Here is a 15,357-nt window from a genome sequence, read left to right on the forward strand (position 1 = left end):
TCCAACACCATGCTGGCAGCCTTGAGCTTGAACTCACTCGAATAAGATTTACGCATATCCAAACACCTCAGATTTGGGCGCTATCATAGCGCCCGATTGAAGTGTCCAAAATCATTAGGCCAGTTCATACCCCCTCCCACATTTGGCTCTGCGCCAAGCTTAAGTGATCGCCGCCGGGCGGTATTGCAGGGCCTCTTTCAGGTGGTCGCGGGTAATGGTATCTACCTGATCCAGATCCGCCAGGGTGCGTGCCACCTTGAGCAGTCGATGGGCCGCGCGCAGCGATAGGGTCAGTCGTTCACAGGCCGTTTCCAACCAGCTTTCATCCACCTTCGCGAGCTTGCAGTGCTCGCGCAGCCCCGGCAGATCAAGAAAGGCATTCGCACAGCCCTGGCGCTTTTGCTGATGCTCGCGAGCCTGGGCGACCCGCGCTGAGGCATGGGCGGTATCCTCGCCCATCTGTTGGATCGGGTTCAGCGCTGTCGTCTCCCTCGCCACGGTCAGGTGCAAGTCAATCCGGTCCAGCAGCGGTCCTGAGAGCTTGTTGCGATACCGCTGAATCTGCTCCGGCGTACAGCGACAGCGCCCGCTGGGTTCGCCCATATAGCCGCAAGGGCAGGGGTTCATCGCCGCGACCAGTTGGAAGCGCGCCGGGAAACTCACTCGGTCGCGAGCGCGGGAAATCACGATATGCCCCGACTCCAGCGGTTCACGCAGCACTTCCAACACCTTTCGATCAAATTCCGGCAGCTCATCGAGAAACAGCACCCCATGATGAGCCAGGGTAATTTCTCCTGGCTGTGGTTTCGAGCCGCCGCCCACCAGTGCCGGGCCTGATGCCGAATGGTGCGGTTGGCGAAACGGCCGGTGAGGCCAGTGGCTCAGCGGTGCCAGGCTTACAACCGATTGAATCGCGGCAACCTCCAGCGCCTCCTGTTCGCTCAACGGCGGCAATAAACCTGGCAGGCGGCTGGCGAGCAAGGTCTTGCCGGTGCCGGGCGGCCCACTGAACAAAAGGTTATGCGCGCCCGCTGCCGCAATCAGCAACGCTCGCTTGGCCGCGAGCTGGCCCTGGACTTCACTCAGGTCCGGATAGGGCTTGTTCAAGTACATCAAACCATCGGACTTGTATGGCTCGATCGGCACATGCCCATTCAGGTGCGCCACCACTTGCAGCAGGTGGTCCACCGCAATCACCTTCAACCCCGACGCCAGGCACGCCTCCTCGGCATTCGCCCGCGGCACTATCACGGTGCGCCCGGCCTTGCGTGCCGCCAACGCCGCCGGCAACACCCCTTTCACTGCGCGCACCTCGCCGGACAGCGCCAGTTCCCCCAGGCATTCCACGTCATCGAGCATCAGCGCCGGCACCTGCACGCTGGCCGCCAGGATTCCCAGGGCAATCGCCAGGTCAAAACGGCCGCCGTCCTTGGGCAGGTCGGCGGGCGCTAGATTGAGGGTGATCCGGCGGGCAGGGTATTGCAACGCGGAGTTGAGAATGGCGCTGCGTACGCGGTCCTTGCTTTCCTTGACCGCGGTTTCCGGCAGCCCCACCAGCGTCAGGGACGGCAGACCATTGGCCATATGCACCTCGACGGTGACGGCAGGGGCTTCGACGCCGATCTGGGCGCGGCTGTGGACGATGGCGAGGGACATGCTCGTTCCTTGAAAAGGGGAGGCCGCTTCCTGCGGTTTTTCAAGGGTAGACGAGGTGGGGAAGAGCGAGGCGGGGAGGTTTTACAGAACGTATCCAGAACAAAAGGTTGAGCAAATGTGGGAGGGGGCTTGCTCCCGATAGCAATGTTTCAGTCAGCATTGATACCGGCTGATACACCGCCATCGGGAGCAAGCCCCCTCCCACACTGATCGCATTTATTCAGCAGGAGGGGTCAACCGCGCTTCCAGCTCTGCAACTTTCGCCTCCAGGCTCTCCAACCGCGCACGGGTGCGGGCAAGAACCACCATCTGGCTATCAAACTCTTCCCGGCTCACCAGGTCGAGCTTGCTGAAACCGCTTTGCAGCAAGGCCTTGAACTGGCTTTCGATTTCATTGCGGGGCAGCGGGGTGTCGCCGCTGAACAGACGAGAGGCGTGGCCGCTCAGGGCGTCGAGGAGGTCTTTGGGCGCGAGCATGGGGAATATTCCGGAAAACTGTTGGCGGGCAGTGTATCACGCAGCGTCTATAGTCTTTTTTACGGCCTGAGTCGCACGCTTTTCGCGCATCAGGCTGGGCGGCTATGCGCTGTTTTAGTGCGCATTGTCGTCGCCAGATAGCCCCGCTGGTGGGCTTGAGTGGGCAAAGGACTGATTTCAGTGATTTTTACGGAGCTGGCAAGGTTTCTGCTTAGACGATCATGACCCATGCACTGATGCAGTCGCTGTGACGAATGCAGTGCGCCGACGGATCAGGGGTACAGGTTTCGTCACCAGTGGTTCGCTGGCGTCGCAATGGCAACTGCCCTGCGACGATGCGTTACAAAGCCAGGCACTGCGCTTAGACTTGAGACGGGTTTGTTTTCCTGGGGCAAGTCCACCAATTCGGGAGAGAGTTTTCATGAAGCTAGTCACTGCCATCATCAAGCCGTTCAAGTTGGACGATGTACGCGAGTCGTTGTCCGAGATCGGCGTGCAGGGCATTACCGTTACTGAGGTCAAGGGCTTCGGTCGGCAGAAGGGTCACACCGAGCTGTATCGCGGCGCGGAATATGTAGTCGATTTCCTGCCGAAGGTGAAGATTGATGTCGCTATTGACGACAAGGATCTTGACCGGGTTATCGAGGCGATAACCAAGGCCGCCAACACCGGCAAGATCGGTGACGGCAAGATCTTCGTGGTCAATCTGGAACAGGCTATTCGCATCCGTACCGGCGAAACCGATACCGACGCAATCTAAGCCGCCAAACCCCAACGCCCCAGGAGAAAACAATATGACTCTGCGTAAATTCGCAGGGCTCGGAGCCCTGTTGTCCATCGTAATGCCAAGCCTGGCCATGGCGGCAGACGAAGTGGCTGCTCCAGTCCTCAATTCCGGCGACACCGCCTGGATGCTCACATCCACTGCGCTGGTGCTGTTCATGACCATTCCAGGCCTGGCGCTGTTCTACGGCGGCATGGTGCGCTCCAAAAACATTCTTTCGGTAATGATGCAGTGCTTCGCCATCACGGGCCTGATCAGCATCCTGTGGGTCGTCTACGGCTATAGCATCGCGTTCGATACCACGGGTATGGAACAGGGTGTGGTCAACTTCAACTCCTTCTTCGGCGGCATGGGCAAGGCGTTCCTGGCGGGTGTGACCCCGGCCAGCATCACCGGGCCGGCTGCGCTGTTCCCGGAAGCAGTGTTCATCACCTTCCAGATGACCTTCGCCATCATCACCCCGGCACTGATCGTCGGTGCGTTCGCCGAACGCATGAAGTTCTCCGCCATGCTGATCTTCATGGCTATCTGGTTCACTCTGGTCTATGCGCCAATCGCCCACATGGTGTGGAGCGGCAACGGTGGCCTGCTATGGGACTGGGGCGTGCTGGACTTCGCCGGCGGCACCGTGGTGCACATCAATGCCGGTGTTGCTGGCCTGGTGGCGTGCATCGTGCTCGGCAAGCGTAAAGGCTTCCCGACCACACCAATGGCGCCTCACAACCTGGGCTACACCCTGGTGGGTGCTGCCATGCTGTGGGTTGGCTGGTTCGGCTTCAACGCCGGCTCTGCGGCTGCGGCCAACGGCACCGCCGGTATGGCGATGCTGGTGACTCAGATTGCTACCGCTGCTGCAGCCCTGGGCTGGATGTTCGCCGAGTGGATCACTCACGGTAAGCCAAGCGCACTGGGCATCGCCTCGGGTGTCGTGGCTGGTCTGGTAGCCGTTACGCCGGCCGCTGGCACTGTTGGCCCGATGGGCGCTCTGGTGATCGGCCTGGTGGCCGGTGTGATCTGTTTCTTCTGCGCCACCAGCCTCAAGCGCAAACTGGGCTATGACGACTCCCTGGACGCATTCGGCGTGCACGGTATCGGCGGTATCGTCGGTGCGATCCTCACCGGTGTGTTTGCAGCCCCTGCATTGGGCGGCTTCGGCACCGTGACTGACATTGCAGCTCAAGTCTGGATCCAGTGCAAAGGTGTCGGCTTCACCGTGATCTACACGGCCATCGTCACCTACGTCATCCTCAAGGTGCTGGACATGGTCATGGGCCTGCGTGTCACCGAAGAGGAAGAGGCTGTCGGCCTCGACCTGGCGCAACACAACGAACGCGGCTACAACCTGTAAGTACGCGAAAAAAAGATGCCCGGCTTGCCGGGCATTTTTTTGCCTGGCGTTTGTCAGTCATAACAAGCTGTGCCGGTTTTTGCGCAGAGTTTGTCATGCACTTTCCACCGTGCGAATGTCTTACAGGCATGTAGGCGTATTCGGCACTTTGTTTTTTCCCAGAGCGCGCTAGAATGCGCGCCGATGGGCGGAGAACTGTATGTGGCAACAGACCCTGATTACCCTGCGGGCCAAGCCCCGGGGCTTTCACCTGGTGACTGACGAGTTGCTTGCCGGTTTGCCTGAACTGAAGGCCTGCCGCGTGGGCCTGTTACATCTGTGGCTGCAGCACACCTCGGCCTCGTTGACCGTCAACGAGAATGCCGATCCGGCGGTTCGTCGTGACTTCGAGCGTTTTTTCAACTCGCTGGTGCCGCAGGGCCGCGCCGGGTTCGAACACAACGACGAAGGTCCGGATGACCTGCCGGCGCACTTCAAGGCCAGTCTCCTGGGCTGCCAGCTGAGTTTGCCGGTCAAGGCCGGCCGCTTGGCGATAGGGACCTGGCAAGGTGTTTATCTGGGCGAGCACCGTGATCATGGCGGTGCTCGTAAAGTCCTCGCCACCTTGCACGGTGATGGGGCATAAGCCACTGGTTATCCGGTGGATGTTGATTTTTCCCCGGTGACCTCGACAGAGGATGAAGCTGGGCTATAACTAATCTGCTTTTCGCAAGTCATGAGGTAGAACATGAGCGACGATGATCTGGAAAACGACGACCTCGAAGTAGGTGACGACGACGAGGCCGAAGATAGTCTTGATGCGGCAGCAGTTGACGACGTTGCTGACGAGGCCGATGACGGTGGTGGCGATGACGCGGCTCCCAAAGCCAAGGGCAAAGCCAAGGCTGCTGTTTCGGTAGATGAATTGCCGAGCGTTGAAGCCAAGAATAAAGAGCGCGATGCGCTGGCCCGTGCGATGGAAGAGTTTCTTGCCAAAGGCGGCAAAGTGGTTGAAGTCGAGCCCAATGTGGTTGCAGACCCGCCCAAGAAGCCGGATAACAAGTACGGCAGCCGACCTATCTAAGGTCAGCCACCTGCTTGCAAGAAAAAGCCCGCCGTCGCTGCGGGTTTTTTCATGCCTGTAATAACCGGCTACAGGTCACCCCCCAATCAAGTGTGGGAGGGGGCTTGCTCCCGATTACAGTAGGTCAGTCAATACATCGGGAGACTGATACACCGCTATCGGGAGCAAGCCCCCCCCCACATTTTTCTCACCCGTATTACTGCCAGCTACGAAGTAACGCCGGCAACTCCGTCAGGCTGCGAATCTGTGCGTCCGGGAGTTTATCCCCTTCCCACACCTTGTCCGACGGGTTAAACCACACCGCCCGCAGCCCCGCCTGCTGCGCCCCAGCAATGTCGTCCCCGGGGTGGTCGCCAACATGCACCGCCGCACTGGCATCTACTCCGCCGCGCTGCAGCGCTTCCTGGAACAGCCGCGCATCCGGCTTGGCGATGCCAATATCTTCAGCGCGCAGCGCAAAGTGAAAATAGTCCGCCAGGCCAACACGCTGCACATCGGCATTGCCATTGGTGATCACACCCAGCAGAAAGTGCTGGCGCAGTGCTTGCAGCATCGGCTCGGCTTCTGGGAATGGCGTGAGCTGATGGCGGGCGTGAATGAACGCTTCGAAACACACATCGGCCATTTCCGTGGCCTCAGGCTGTGGGTAACCGGCCTCTTCAAACGCATGCATCAAGACTCGGTGGCGCAGGACGCTGATGCGGTGTTTGAGTTCGGGATGACGTTGCAGTACCTGCTGGCGAAGGCTGGCAAAATGCTCCAGGGGCAGGTCGCCAACTTTGGCGGCGTGGGTGGCCAGCCATTCGCGCATCGACGCTTCGGCGCCGATGATGACGGGTACGTTGTCCCAGAGCGTGTCGTCCAGGTCGAAGGTGATCAGCTTGATACTCATGAGTCGCCGCCCTTGATGCGTTTGGCCCGTGGATGGGCGCTGTCGTAGACCGTTGCCAGGTGTTGGAAGTCCAGATGGGTGTAGATCTGCGTGGTCTTGATGTCGGAATGGCCGAGCAGTTCCTGCACGGCGCGCAGATCCTGGGACGATTCCAGCATATGGCTGGCAAAGGAGTGCCGCAGCATATGCGGGTGCAGGTTCTGCCCCAGCTCGCGCTCGCCCGCGGCCTTGACCCGAACCTGGATGGCCCGTGGCCCCAGGCGCCGGCCTTGCTGGCTGATAAACACCGCGTCGTCCACCGGGTTGGCCAGGGCGCGCAGCGGCAGCCAGGTTTGCAGGGCTTCGCGGGCTTTCCTGCCCACCGGCAGCACCCGGGTCTTGCTGCCCTTGCCGAGCACCTGCACCAGGCCGTCGGCCAGGTCCAGTTGATCGAGGTTCAGCCCCGTCAGCTCCGACAGGCGCAGGCCTGAAGAGTAGAACAGTTCGAGGATCGCCTGGTCGCGGTGGGCGAGGAAGTCGTCCTCCACGGCGCCATCGAGCAATTGCAAGGCGCGGTCGGTATCCAGGGTCTTGGGCAGGCGTCGCTCGCCTTTCGGCGGAGCCAGGCCATTGGCGGGGTCGTGGTCGCAGAGGCCTTCGCGATTGAGGTAGTGATAGAGGCCACGCACCGCCGACAGCAGGCGCGACAGGCTGCGTGAGGACTGGCCCGCCTGGTGCAACCTTGCGATCAGGCTGCGCAGGCTCTGGATATCCAGGGCCTTCCAACTGGCGATCTGCTGTTTTTCGCAGTAGGCCAGGACCTTGTTCAAGTCCCGTCGGTAAGCTTCCAGCGTATGGGGCGACACCTGGCGCTCGTTGCGCAGGTGAGCGCAATAAGCGTCCAGTTGCCGTTCCATGGCTAGCGCACCGCGCGAAGGGCGGTGGTGAAGCGCGGCAATACTCGGCCCAGCACTTCGGCGATATAGGTCAGGAACAGCGTGCCCACCGAGCTTTTGTAGTGCGCGGGATCGCGGCTGGCAATGGCCAGTACGCCGTGCAGGCCTTGATGGCTGAGGGCGACTACGGCGGTAGAGCCGATCTGCTTGCGCTGTTCGGCGCCGAACAGGAAGTCCAGTTCATGCTCGCGCAAGGTGCCGCTGATGGTCTTGCCTTCGGAAAGCAAGCCGCCGATCGCGGTTTGTGCGTCGTTGCCGCTGACCCAGCGACCTACCGGCATCGGGTTGTCGCTGAACAGGATCAGGCTGACAAAAGGCACCTGGAAGTCCTGGCGCAGGCTGTCTTCCACGGCAATCACCGTTTCTTCCAGGCTGCCGGCGTCCATCAGGGTAAGAATCAGGCGGCGGGTTTTCTCGAACAGACGGTCGTTGTCGCGGGCGACATCCATCAGGTGCGAGAGCTTGTGGCGCATTTCGATATTGCGCTCGCGCAGGATCTTCATCTGTCGCTCCACCAGCGATACGGTATCGCCACGCTGGTGGGGGATGCGCAGGGCCGGCAGCAGTTCTTCGTGTTCGACGAAGAAGTCCGGATTAGCCTCAAGGTACGCCGCGACGGCAGCGGCCTCCAGACTTTCGCTCGGGGTTGCTTGTGCGGGCACTTGAGGCTTATCGGTCATTGGCTTGGCTCACTCATAGACGGACCTGTCCTTCGTATACGCGCGAGGCCGGCCCGGTCATCATCACCGGGTGGCCAGGGCCTGCCCATTCGATGGACAAGCGTCCACCGGGCAGGTCGATCAACAGCGGCGAATCCATCCACCCCTGGCTGATCGCGGCCACGGCAGCGGCGCAAGCACCTGTACCGCAGGCCTGGGTTTCGCCGGCGCCGCGTTCCCACACACGCAATTGCGCGCGGGAACGGTCGATCACCTGCAGGAAGCCCACATTGACCCGCGCCGGAAAGCGCGGGTGGTGTTCGATCTTCGGCCCCAGTTCATGCACGGGCGCAGTGTTGATGTCGTTGACCCGCAGCACGGCATGGGGGTTGCCCATGGAGACGGCCGCCAGGTCGACGATCTTGCCGTCGACATCCACTGCATAGCTGGTGGCCTGCTCGCTGGCCTGGAACGGAATATCCGCCGGCACCAGGCGTGGCGCGCCCATGTTGACGCTGATCTGGCCGTCGCTGCGGATATCCAGCTCGATCACACCGCTCTTGGTCTCGACGCGAATCTGCCGCTTGGCGGTCAGGCGCTTGTCCAGCACAAAGCGTGCAAAGCAGCGCGCACCGTTGCCGCACTGTTCCACTTCGGAGCCGTCGGAGTTGAAGATCCGATAACGGAAATCCACCTCCGGGTTGCTTGGCGCCTCGACGATCAACAATTGGTCGAAACCAATCCCGGTATGCCGGTCGCCCCACTGTTTAGCGTGCTTGGGCAGGATGTGCGCGTGCTGGCTGACCAGGTCGAGGACCATGAAATCGTTGCCCAGCCCGTGCATCTTGGTAAAACGCAGCAGCATGGCTTACTCCGGCAGCAGGCTTTCGCCAGCATACAACTCGGCTACCGTCTCGCGGCGACGCACTTCAAACGCTTGATCACCGTCCACCAGCACCTCGGCGGTACGCCCGCGGGTGTTGTAGTTGGAACTCATGACAAACCCGTAGGCACCGGCCGAATGCACGACCAGCAGGTCGCCTTCTTCCAGGGCCAGTTGACGATCCTTCGCCAGGAAGTCACCGGTCTCGCAGATCGGGCCGACGATGTCATAGGCGCGCACTTCGCTGTTGCGAGGCGTCACCGCGGTGACATTCATCCAGGCCTGGTACAGCGCAGGGCGGATCAGGTCGTTCATCGCCGCGTCGACGATGGCAAAGTCCTTGTGCTCGGTGTGCTTGAGGTACTCGACCTGGGTCAGCAACACGCCGGCGTTGGCGACGATATAGCGGCCCGGCTCGAACATCAGCGTCAGGTCGCGGCCTTCGATGCGCTCACGCACGGCCTGGATATAGTCGGCGATCGCCGGGGGCTCTTCATCGCGATAACGCACGCCCACGCCACCGCCGAGGTCGATGTGGTGCAGGTAGATGCCGCATTCGCCCAGGCGGTCGATCAATGCCAGCAGGCGGTCGAGGGCATCCAGGAACGGTGGCAGTGTGGTCAGTTGCGAGCCGATATGGCAGTCGACACCCAGCACCTCCAGGTTCGGCAGCTGGGCGGCGCGGATGTACACGTCTTCGGCGTCGGCAATGGCGATGCCGAATTTGTTCTCTTTGAGACCGGTGGAAATGTACGGGTGGGTGCCGGCATCGACGTCCGGGTTGACGCGCAGGGAGATCGGCGCACGAACGCCCATCTCGGCCGCGACGACTTGCAGGCGCTCCAGTTCGTCGGTGGATTCGACATTGAAGCAATGCACGCCGACTTCCAGGGCCCGGCGCATGTCCTCGCGGCTCTTGCCGACGCCGGAGAACACGATCTTGTCGGGCTGGCCGCCGGCGGCCAGGACCCGTTCCAGCTCGCCACGGGAGACGATGTCGAAACCGGCGCCCAGACGCGCCAGGACATTCAGTACACCCAGGTTGGAGTTGGCCTTGACTGCGTAGCACACCAGGTGCGGTACGCCCTCGAGAGGGTCGGCGAACGAGCGGTATTGGGCTTCGATATGCGCACGGGAGTACACGTAGGTCGGGGTACCAAAGCGCTGGGCAATCGCGGACAACGCCACGCCTTCCGCGAACAGCTCGCCGTCCCGGTAGTTAAAAGCGTCCATGGAGTTCCCTTATTCGTAGGTGTCGTGCTTATGCGCTTTGGATGGCTTTTGCGACGATTGCGCCTGTTCATTCGGGTCTTTGCTGTCATCGGGCAGGTACAGCGGGCCTTTTTGACCACAGGCACTAACGAGGCAAGCGACCGCGACGAGCGCAGCAAGGGAAGAGATCAGGCGCTTCATGGCGAAATCCTTGAATATGCATTAATTGCGCCCGAGTATACCGACCACCCGCCAGCTTGCCTATGCGCTGAAATACCCGTCCGGCGGGGGTTTGCCGAGATGGTCGGGAAGCGGACTACGCTGGTTGAGGATATTTCACGCCGTCAATCGTGCTGAAATCGGTATCCTTTGCAATCGGCGAGGCTCGCCCGTATCGTGCGGCGCTTGAGCAAAACCAGACACTTTTGAGGTTGCCACAATGAGTTTGACCGAAGCCCGTTTTCACGACCTGGTGGATGCGACCCAGCAGGCGCTGGAAGATATTTTTGACGATAGCGGCCTGGATGTGGACCTGGAAAACTCGGCCGGCGTGCTGACCGTCAAGTTCGAGAGTGGCCAGCAACTGATCTTCAGTCGCCAGGAACCGCTGCGTCAGCTGTGGCTGGCGGCGCGCTCCGGTGGCGTTCACTTCGACTACGACGAAGAAAGCGGCAAATGGCAGTGCGACAAGAGTGAAGAGTTGTTGGGCGAGATGCTCACGCGCCTGGTCCACGAATATACCGGCGCCGAGCTGGACTTTGACGAGATCTGATCGTGAGCCAGCCTGCACTCGTACGCCCGCCCAAGCCGCTGTTCAGTAATGTCAGCCCGGCGGTGCCGTCACCTTGTATCAGTTTGTGTCGCCTGGACGAGCAAAAAGTCTGCCTCGGCTGCTTCCGCCATGTGGAAGACATCCGTGAATGGCGCTCCGCCGATGATCAGCGGCGCCGAGTGATCGTGGCCCAGGCCGAGCAACGCAAGGCGGCGTCTTGAGCCTGTCTTGTTTATTTGCGCTGCTGTGATAGTGTCCGGGTACGCCTCAACTCATCGAGGCCCGTGAGAACCCCGCCTTTTCCTGGCGGGGTTTTGCTTTTTTGTGCAGAAAAAAGGAGTCTGCCTGAATCATGACCGCACCTTCCATCATCCTCACCCGTCTTGATGTGCAGCGTCTTGAGCAATTGATCGACCGTATGGACGAGACGCAGCCGGGCGTTATTGCGCTGCAAGCCGAACTCGACCGCGCCGAAGAAGTGGTTGGCCACGATGAAGTGCCTGCAACGGTCGTGACCATGAACTCCAGCGTGCATTGCCGTGAGCAAGGCAGCGGCAAGGACTACCACCTGACCCTGGTCTACCCGAAAGATGCGAACGCAGATGCAGGCAAGATTTCGGTCCTGGCCCCGGTGGGCAGTGCCTTGCTTGGCTTGCAGGTAGGGCAGCACATCGATTGGCCGGCACCGGGTGGCAAGACCCTCAAGCTTGAACTGCTCAGCGTTGAAGGCCAGCCGAAAGATGGCGGTGCCTTCCCTCTCTAAATCTGGCTCAGCGCTTCATTCAGCGCGAGCTCCAGCTCGGCCTTGTAGCGCAGATACAAATTGCTTGGGCTTTGCACATCACCGAGCAGCCCCGACAGGTCGAGGTCGGTGATGTAGCAGCGGTAGCGCTCGGCTTCCCGGCGTTGACCGACGATCTCCTGGGCGACCACGGCAAAGAGCTGGTCGCCGAATTCCAGTTCTGAAAACTCCCGCTGATTGCAGTAAAGGGTAATGCCCACTTGGCCTGGCGCTGCCTTGCCGATAATCGCCTGCACGTCATAAAACGGTTTGTTCGCGGGGTTCTGCGGGGCCGGCCGCGGTTCGACGCCGCGCGCGCGCGTGCCTCCCGACGGCAACAGTTGGTAGTACAAGGTTTGCACCTCACCCAACGGTTGTTGCGTATCCAAAGGCGACAGCGCTTCCCGTCGATAGATGATCGACTGCAAAAAGCGCTGCAGCGGTGCCAAAAGGCTCTGCTCATCATGAAACGGCAAGCTCTGCTGCCAGAGCGCGTTGAACTCATCCAGCACATACAGCTCGGCGAAGCCTTCGTTGACCCGGTAGAACACCTGCACGCAATCGGCCATGCCCATGGGCAGCAACAGCGCCAGGTCGTGGTCTTCCAGGGCCATGGCATCCAGATGCAGCGGGCTGTAGCTGGCCAGCTCCTCGCTGAGATAGGCGACCAGTGCATCCTGGGTCGCCAGCGATACGTGGGTGGCCTGGCCCGGCATCAACTCCATCACGTGATAGTGCTGCTGCACTTGGAGCAAGTAGCGGTGGTTGCCTTGACCCAGCAGCAGGTTTTGCGCGGTATCGAAGACTTCTTCCACGCGCTGGGCAATGAATTGCGCACGGTTATGGCAAAAACAGCGTACCCGCAGGCGTGGCAAGTGATCTGACGGCAGTTGATTGAGGTAGTCGCGCAGGCAATCGAGCAGGGCGTGCGGGCCGTCGTAGCGGCTGACCATCACCTCGTTCCAACTGTTGAGGGTGACCTGGTCCAGGGTCAGTACGAGGTTGTCGCGCACACCGGCATAACTCAGGGAGTCGGTGCGCTCCGTCGTCATCAGGATATTGAGGTCGCGATGATGCTTGAGTGGGTCGACGCCGACGTTGATCAGCAGCAACACTTCCTCGGGCACCGCCGAGCGCAGCAGGCGCGCTTCATCAACGCTGGCCAGGGGGAGGGCGATCGTCTGTTGCAGGCTGCCCAGCAGGTTGAACAGCTCGAATTCGGTCATGTCGCTGGTGCCGGGGTGCAGCGCCAGGCGGGTGCTGCTGTCGATGACGCCGTTGCGGTGGCACCAGGTGAGCATTTCCAGCAGGTCGCGGCTGCGCTTGATCGGCGCGAAGTGCTCCCACTCCAGGGCCGTGAGGTTGCCGTTGTACAGGCCCCAGTGGTGCTGGCCGGGCTCCTTGCGGTTGGGCGATTGCACCAGGGTCAGGGTGTCTTCGGCCAGGTCCGGGGCGATGCCGGGGTTGATGAATTCGACTTTGCCCGCCTTGCGTTCAAAGGCAGCGTACAGGCGCCGACCGAGCACATTGAGGTCACGCTTGTTGATCAGGCTGACGGTCTGTTCGGTACGGGCGAATTGGGTCAGGAAGCGATAGCTGTAGTTCAGCTCGCTGACCAGGGCCCGGCGCTCGGAGGCCACCTGGCGTACTTTCCACTGGCTGCGGCTGTCCAGCAGCGCCAGTTGGCGCTGGTCCCAGCCCCACTCATGGGCCAGGCGTTCCAGCAACAGCCGTTGCCAGCTGGCATTGCGCTGACCGGCGCTGAGTTTGCGGTTGACCTTCAGGTACAAGGCGCGGCGCACCAGTTCCAGGCGCTCGGGCTCGTTGCGTGCCCGGAGGTATTCCTCGATACGGCGGTACACCACGATGTACGGGTCCAGCTCATCCAGGTCCATCTGGTTGGCGAACACCGCGCGCTTAAAGCGCAGGCTCAGGCAATGCACGTTCGGGTGCTCGCTGGCGTAGACCTCGGTCAGCAGCAGCTTGAGTACCGATTTGTACGGCGACTCGATGCCCTTGAACAGTTGCCACAGCCCGGCACCAATGAATTCACCGGGAGGGATGCGCGCCAGGTGGCCGAGGTCGAGGGTTTCATCGGCGCGGATAAAACGTTTTGAGATCAGTGTGTGGGTGAATTCCGCATAGCGGGTTTCTTCATACACCGGCACCAGCCACCAGATCGGCGTGCGCCCGGCCAGCCAGATGGCTGTGCGGTAGAACTCGTCCAACAACAGGTAGTGCTGGGTCGTGCCGCAGTCGTCGGAGCTCAGCTGCGTATCGCGCTCGCCGAGTACGAAGCGCGTCGGCTCGATCAGGAAGAAGTGTGCCTCGGCGCCCATCGTGAGGGCCCAGGCTTCCAGCAGTTGGCATTTTTTGCGCAGCTCCGCGAGCTCGTTTTCACCCAGGTCGGGGGCGTGGCACACCCACACATCCATGTCACTCTGATCGGCCTGGGCCAGGGTGCCGAGGCTGCCCATCAGGAACAGGCCATGGATCGGTTTGGGTTGATTAACCGTACGCGGCTTGTAAGAGAACGAGCGGGTCAAGCGCTGGGCTTCGGTCAGGGCCTGGGCGTCGGGCTCGAAGTTCGACAGCCCGGCTGGCGTGCTGCCCGATACGTAACCTGGCAACAGCGGATGATTGACGTGAAAAAACAGCGGCAGCAGGGTCAGCACGCTTTGCTGGCGCGGCGTCAGCCCTTCGACGGCACGAGCCATGCGACCTTCATTGAGGGCCATGAAGCGCGCGCGCAATTGGGCCAGCACCTTGCGGTCGATGCCTTCGTCCAGGTCAGGGCGGATTTCATGGGTGCGGGTCATGTCGAACTCGGTGGCTCGCAGGGCCCGACATGGGCGGCCATGTAGGAGTTTACATTCAGTAGTGCAGGAGGTTTAGAGGGAAATGGTTTTTGACGTCAGAATTTTCTCGCTCCCACAGCAACGCCCTCGGAATCCGCACGGGGCGGACTCCATGGGCGGTATCAAGTATCAGGCGGCTTCTTTGGTCGCGGCGGTCGTCAGAATAGTCAGCAGGCTTTGTGCGTGCTCGGCAGCATCCCGGCCAAGGCTGGTCAGATAACCGCCATCTGGCTGGTCGATCAAGTCTTTGTCATACAGGCGCCGGGCAGCAGCGATGGCAGTGGGAGCGGCGGTCTGGTGGACTTTCAGACCTTCCTGGGAGCTACCCAGGTTGAAGAGTGCAAGGATTTCCAGTTCGGCAACCAACTCAGGGGTATACGACATAAGGACTCCAGACTTTCTAAAATTTATTAGAGGCTAGCAGACCATAAGGTGAACGCACTTTGCCGAACTGTCCAGCGTGTTGCGGTGTGCCGGGATTATTCCTTTTCGGGAGGCAGCTCAGGCAGTGCCCGCAGCGCTGTTTCATACCATTCGGTATTGAATGCGCGGTCATCATCCAGCATCGCGTCGATCTCGAAAGCCAACACATGAGCCATGAGATTCAGGATCTCCTCACGCTCATAACCCACCAGAGTCAGTTTGTTGAAAGTGGCCTTGGCGGCAGGTGGGTTGTCGCTTTCGATCTGGTTTTCGATCGCTTCGATCAAGGTGTTTTCGGTGAACTCTTCTTCGTCGCTGTCGATATCGGTCGGCTCGCTCATGGCAGGCTCCTCAAGGAAAGGGCGCCAGTCTACCCCCATTCAGGCAGGTGATGCTGCTGGCCAGGCGGGCTATAACGCTTGCAGCGGCTTCATGTACAGCGTGAACCTCGCCTGTGCGGTGGGCGAGAAGCTGTTTCTGGAGAGGCTGCCTGCCATGCCCAATGCGCAGAAGGTGGCGGCGGACAGGGAAGCAGCGATGCCGGCGTTCATGGCGATGAATGCGGCCAAAAAGTGATCAAGTGTGTGAGGGGGCTTGCCCCCCTCACACATTTT

At 60.8% G+C, this 15,357-nt stretch carries 19 protein-coding genes; 8 read left to right on the forward strand and 11 right to left on the reverse strand.

The window, feature by feature from the left end; all coding sequences use genetic code 11:
- Positions 1 to 159: 159 nt before the first annotated feature.
- Positions 160 to 1,656 (reverse strand): YifB family Mg chelatase-like AAA ATPase, encoded by a 1,497-nt coding sequence (locus HCF10_RS27265; RefSeq protein WP_145337425.1) that lies wholly within the window; start codon positions 1,654 to 1,656, stop codon positions 160 to 162.
- Positions 1,657 to 1,872: 216 nt separating this feature from the next.
- Positions 1,873 to 2,133 (reverse strand): accessory factor UbiK family protein, encoded by a 261-nt coding sequence (locus tag HCF10_RS27270; protein WP_027608312.1) that lies wholly within the window; start codon positions 2,131 to 2,133, stop codon positions 1,873 to 1,875.
- A 421-nt stretch (positions 2,134 to 2,554) separates the two neighbouring features.
- Here HCF10_RS27270 and glnK point away from each other — a divergent pair, with 421 nt between their 5' ends.
- The 4 genes from glnK to sutA all read left to right on the forward strand — a co-directional run bounded on the left by glnK (position 2,555) and on the right by sutA (position 5,328).
- Positions 2,555 to 2,893, forward strand: coding sequence for a P-II family nitrogen regulator (gene glnK / locus HCF10_RS27275; protein WP_002555808.1), 339 nt, complete (start codon positions 2,555 to 2,557; stop codon positions 2,891 to 2,893).
- A gap of 34 nt (positions 2,894 to 2,927) precedes the next feature.
- On the forward strand, positions 2,928 to 4,265 hold the full coding sequence (locus HCF10_RS27280) for an ammonium transporter (protein ID WP_131697627.1): 1,338 nt from the start codon (positions 2,928 to 2,930) through the stop codon (positions 4,263 to 4,265).
- 199 nt (positions 4,266 to 4,464) lie between these two features.
- A complete protein-coding gene (locus tag HCF10_RS27285) occupies positions 4,465 to 4,890 on the forward strand; it encodes a secondary thiamine-phosphate synthase enzyme YjbQ (RefSeq protein WP_065938004.1) in 426 nt (141 codons plus the stop codon).
- 102 nt (positions 4,891 to 4,992) lie between these two features.
- Positions 4,993 to 5,328, forward strand: coding sequence for a transcriptional regulator SutA (sutA, locus tag HCF10_RS27290; RefSeq protein ID WP_131697626.1), 336 nt, complete (start codon positions 4,993 to 4,995; stop codon positions 5,326 to 5,328).
- Positions 5,329 to 5,524: 196 nt separating this feature from the next.
- Here sutA and HCF10_RS27295 read toward each other — a convergent pair whose 3' ends face one another.
- The 6 genes from HCF10_RS27295 to lptM are packed head-to-tail and all read right to left on the reverse strand — an operon-like array spanning position 5,525 to position 10,110.
- The gene (locus tag HCF10_RS27295; protein ID WP_131697625.1) at positions 5,525 to 6,220 is read right to left on the reverse strand and encodes an HAD family hydrolase; all 696 of its coding nucleotides are present in this window, start codon (positions 6,218 to 6,220) and stop codon (positions 5,525 to 5,527) included.
- Positions 6,217 to 7,116, reverse strand: coding sequence for a tyrosine recombinase XerC (xerC, locus tag HCF10_RS27300; protein WP_131697624.1), 900 nt, complete (start codon positions 7,114 to 7,116; stop codon positions 6,217 to 6,219). The genes HCF10_RS27295 and xerC overlap by 4 nt, the downstream gene beginning before the upstream one ends.
- A gap of 2 nt (positions 7,117 to 7,118) precedes the next feature.
- Entirely contained in the window at positions 7,119 to 7,835 is a 717-nt protein-coding gene (locus tag HCF10_RS27305) for a DUF484 family protein (protein WP_131697623.1), read from the reverse strand.
- A 13-nt stretch (positions 7,836 to 7,848) separates the two neighbouring features.
- Positions 7,849 to 8,679, reverse strand: a complete 831-nt coding sequence (dapF, locus tag HCF10_RS27310; RefSeq protein WP_131697622.1) for a diaminopimelate epimerase — start codon at positions 8,677 to 8,679, stop codon at positions 7,849 to 7,851.
- Between the two features lie 3 nt (positions 8,680 to 8,682).
- Positions 8,683 to 9,930 carry a diaminopimelate decarboxylase gene (lysA, locus tag HCF10_RS27315; RefSeq protein WP_145337427.1) on the reverse strand — a complete coding sequence of 416 codons (1,248 nt, stop codon included), beginning with the start codon at positions 9,928 to 9,930 and terminating at the stop codon, positions 8,683 to 8,685.
- Between the two features lie 9 nt (positions 9,931 to 9,939).
- Positions 9,940 to 10,110, reverse strand: a complete 171-nt coding sequence (lptM, locus tag HCF10_RS27320; RefSeq protein ID WP_010207449.1) for an LPS translocon maturation chaperone LptM — start codon at positions 10,108 to 10,110, stop codon at positions 9,940 to 9,942.
- 238 nt (positions 10,111 to 10,348) lie between these two features.
- On the opposite strand from lptM, the gene cyaY reads away from it, so the two are divergent.
- From cyaY to rnk, 3 genes are all read left to right on the forward strand, one after another.
- Complete coding sequence (cyaY, locus tag HCF10_RS27325; RefSeq protein WP_032884360.1) at positions 10,349 to 10,681, forward strand: iron donor protein CyaY; 333 nt, start codon at positions 10,349 to 10,351, stop codon at positions 10,679 to 10,681.
- Between the two features lie 2 nt (positions 10,682 to 10,683).
- Positions 10,684 to 10,902, forward strand: a complete 219-nt coding sequence (locus tag HCF10_RS27330; protein WP_131697620.1) for a DUF1289 domain-containing protein — start codon at positions 10,684 to 10,686, stop codon at positions 10,900 to 10,902.
- Between the two features lie 131 nt (positions 10,903 to 11,033).
- Positions 11,034 to 11,444 (forward strand): nucleoside diphosphate kinase regulator, encoded by a 411-nt coding sequence (rnk, locus tag HCF10_RS27335; RefSeq protein WP_131697619.1) that lies wholly within the window; start codon positions 11,034 to 11,036, stop codon positions 11,442 to 11,444.
- Here the strand turns inward: rnk and HCF10_RS27340 are convergent.
- From HCF10_RS27340 to HCF10_RS27350, 3 genes are all read right to left on the reverse strand, one after another.
- Positions 11,441 to 14,281 carry a class I adenylate cyclase gene (locus HCF10_RS27340; protein ID WP_167656789.1) on the reverse strand — a complete coding sequence of 947 codons (2,841 nt, stop codon included), beginning with the start codon at positions 14,279 to 14,281 and terminating at the stop codon, positions 11,441 to 11,443. The genes rnk and HCF10_RS27340 overlap by 4 nt on opposite strands.
- A 168-nt stretch (positions 14,282 to 14,449) precedes the next feature.
- Entirely contained in the window at positions 14,450 to 14,704 is a 255-nt protein-coding gene (locus HCF10_RS27345; RefSeq protein ID WP_145337429.1) for a TIGR02647 family protein, read from the reverse strand.
- 95 nt (positions 14,705 to 14,799) lie between these two features.
- Entirely contained in the window at positions 14,800 to 15,084 is a 285-nt protein-coding gene (locus HCF10_RS27350) for a hypothetical protein (RefSeq protein ID WP_065926681.1), read from the reverse strand.
- Between the two features lie 91 nt (positions 15,085 to 15,175).
- On the opposite strand from HCF10_RS27350, the gene HCF10_RS27355 reads away from it, so the two are divergent.
- Positions 15,176 to 15,319 (forward strand): hypothetical protein, encoded by a 144-nt coding sequence (locus tag HCF10_RS27355; protein WP_405046452.1) that lies wholly within the window; start codon positions 15,176 to 15,178, stop codon positions 15,317 to 15,319.
- Positions 15,320 to 15,357 lie beyond the last annotated feature (38 nt).

The sequence above is a fragment of the Pseudomonas sp. B14(2022) genome (assembly GCF_012030485.1).
Taxonomy (GTDB): Bacteria; Pseudomonadota; Gammaproteobacteria; order Pseudomonadales; family Pseudomonadaceae; genus Aquipseudomonas.

What these genes read in the sequence shown, in the direction of transcription:
- HCF10_RS27350 (WP_065926681.1), bottom strand. Translation starts at nt 15,084, where the DNA reads ATGAGCGAGCCGACCGATATCGACAGCGACGAAGAAGAGTTCACCGAA.
- cyaY (WP_032884360.1), top strand. Translation starts at nt 10,349, where the DNA reads ATGAGTTTGACCGAAGCCCGTTTTCACGACCTGGTGGATGCGACCCAG.
- glnK (WP_002555808.1), top strand. Translation starts at nt 2,555, where the DNA reads ATGAAGCTAGTCACTGCCATCATCAAGCCGTTCAAGTTGGACGATGTA.
- HCF10_RS27295 (WP_131697625.1), bottom strand. Translation starts at nt 6,220, where the DNA reads ATGAGTATCAAGCTGATCACCTTCGACCTGGACGACACGCTCTGGGAC.
- lysA (WP_145337427.1), bottom strand. Translation starts at nt 9,930, where the DNA reads ATGGACGCTTTTAACTACCGGGACGGCGAGCTGTTCGCGGAAGGCGTG.
- HCF10_RS27270 (WP_027608312.1), bottom strand. Translation starts at nt 2,133, where the DNA reads ATGCTCGCGCCCAAAGACCTCCTCGACGCCCTGAGCGGCCACGCCTCT.
- HCF10_RS27280 (WP_131697627.1), top strand. Translation starts at nt 2,928, where the DNA reads ATGACTCTGCGTAAATTCGCAGGGCTCGGAGCCCTGTTGTCCATCGTA.
- rnk (WP_131697619.1), top strand. Translation starts at nt 11,034, where the DNA reads ATGACCGCACCTTCCATCATCCTCACCCGTCTTGATGTGCAGCGTCTT.
- HCF10_RS27285 (WP_065938004.1), top strand. Translation starts at nt 4,465, where the DNA reads ATGTGGCAACAGACCCTGATTACCCTGCGGGCCAAGCCCCGGGGCTTT.
- HCF10_RS27265 (WP_145337425.1), bottom strand. Translation starts at nt 1,656, where the DNA reads ATGTCCCTCGCCATCGTCCACAGCCGCGCCCAGATCGGCGTCGAAGCC.
- HCF10_RS27345 (WP_145337429.1), bottom strand. Translation starts at nt 14,704, where the DNA reads ATGTCGTATACCCCTGAGTTGGTTGCCGAACTGGAAATCCTTGCACTC.
- dapF (WP_131697622.1), bottom strand. Translation starts at nt 8,679, where the DNA reads ATGCTGCTGCGTTTTACCAAGATGCACGGGCTGGGCAACGATTTCATG.
- HCF10_RS27305 (WP_131697623.1), bottom strand. Translation starts at nt 7,835, where the DNA reads ATGACCGATAAGCCTCAAGTGCCCGCACAAGCAACCCCGAGCGAAAGT.
- sutA (WP_131697626.1), top strand. Translation starts at nt 4,993, where the DNA reads ATGAGCGACGATGATCTGGAAAACGACGACCTCGAAGTAGGTGACGAC.
- xerC (WP_131697624.1), bottom strand. Translation starts at nt 7,116, where the DNA reads ATGGAACGGCAACTGGACGCTTATTGCGCTCACCTGCGCAACGAGCGC.
- HCF10_RS27355 (WP_405046452.1), top strand. Translation starts at nt 15,176, where the DNA reads ATGTACAGCGTGAACCTCGCCTGTGCGGTGGGCGAGAAGCTGTTTCTG.
- HCF10_RS27340 (WP_167656789.1), bottom strand. Translation starts at nt 14,281, where the DNA reads ATGACCCGCACCCATGAAATCCGCCCTGACCTGGACGAAGGCATCGAC.
- lptM (WP_010207449.1), bottom strand. Translation starts at nt 10,110, where the DNA reads ATGAAGCGCCTGATCTCTTCCCTTGCTGCGCTCGTCGCGGTCGCTTGC.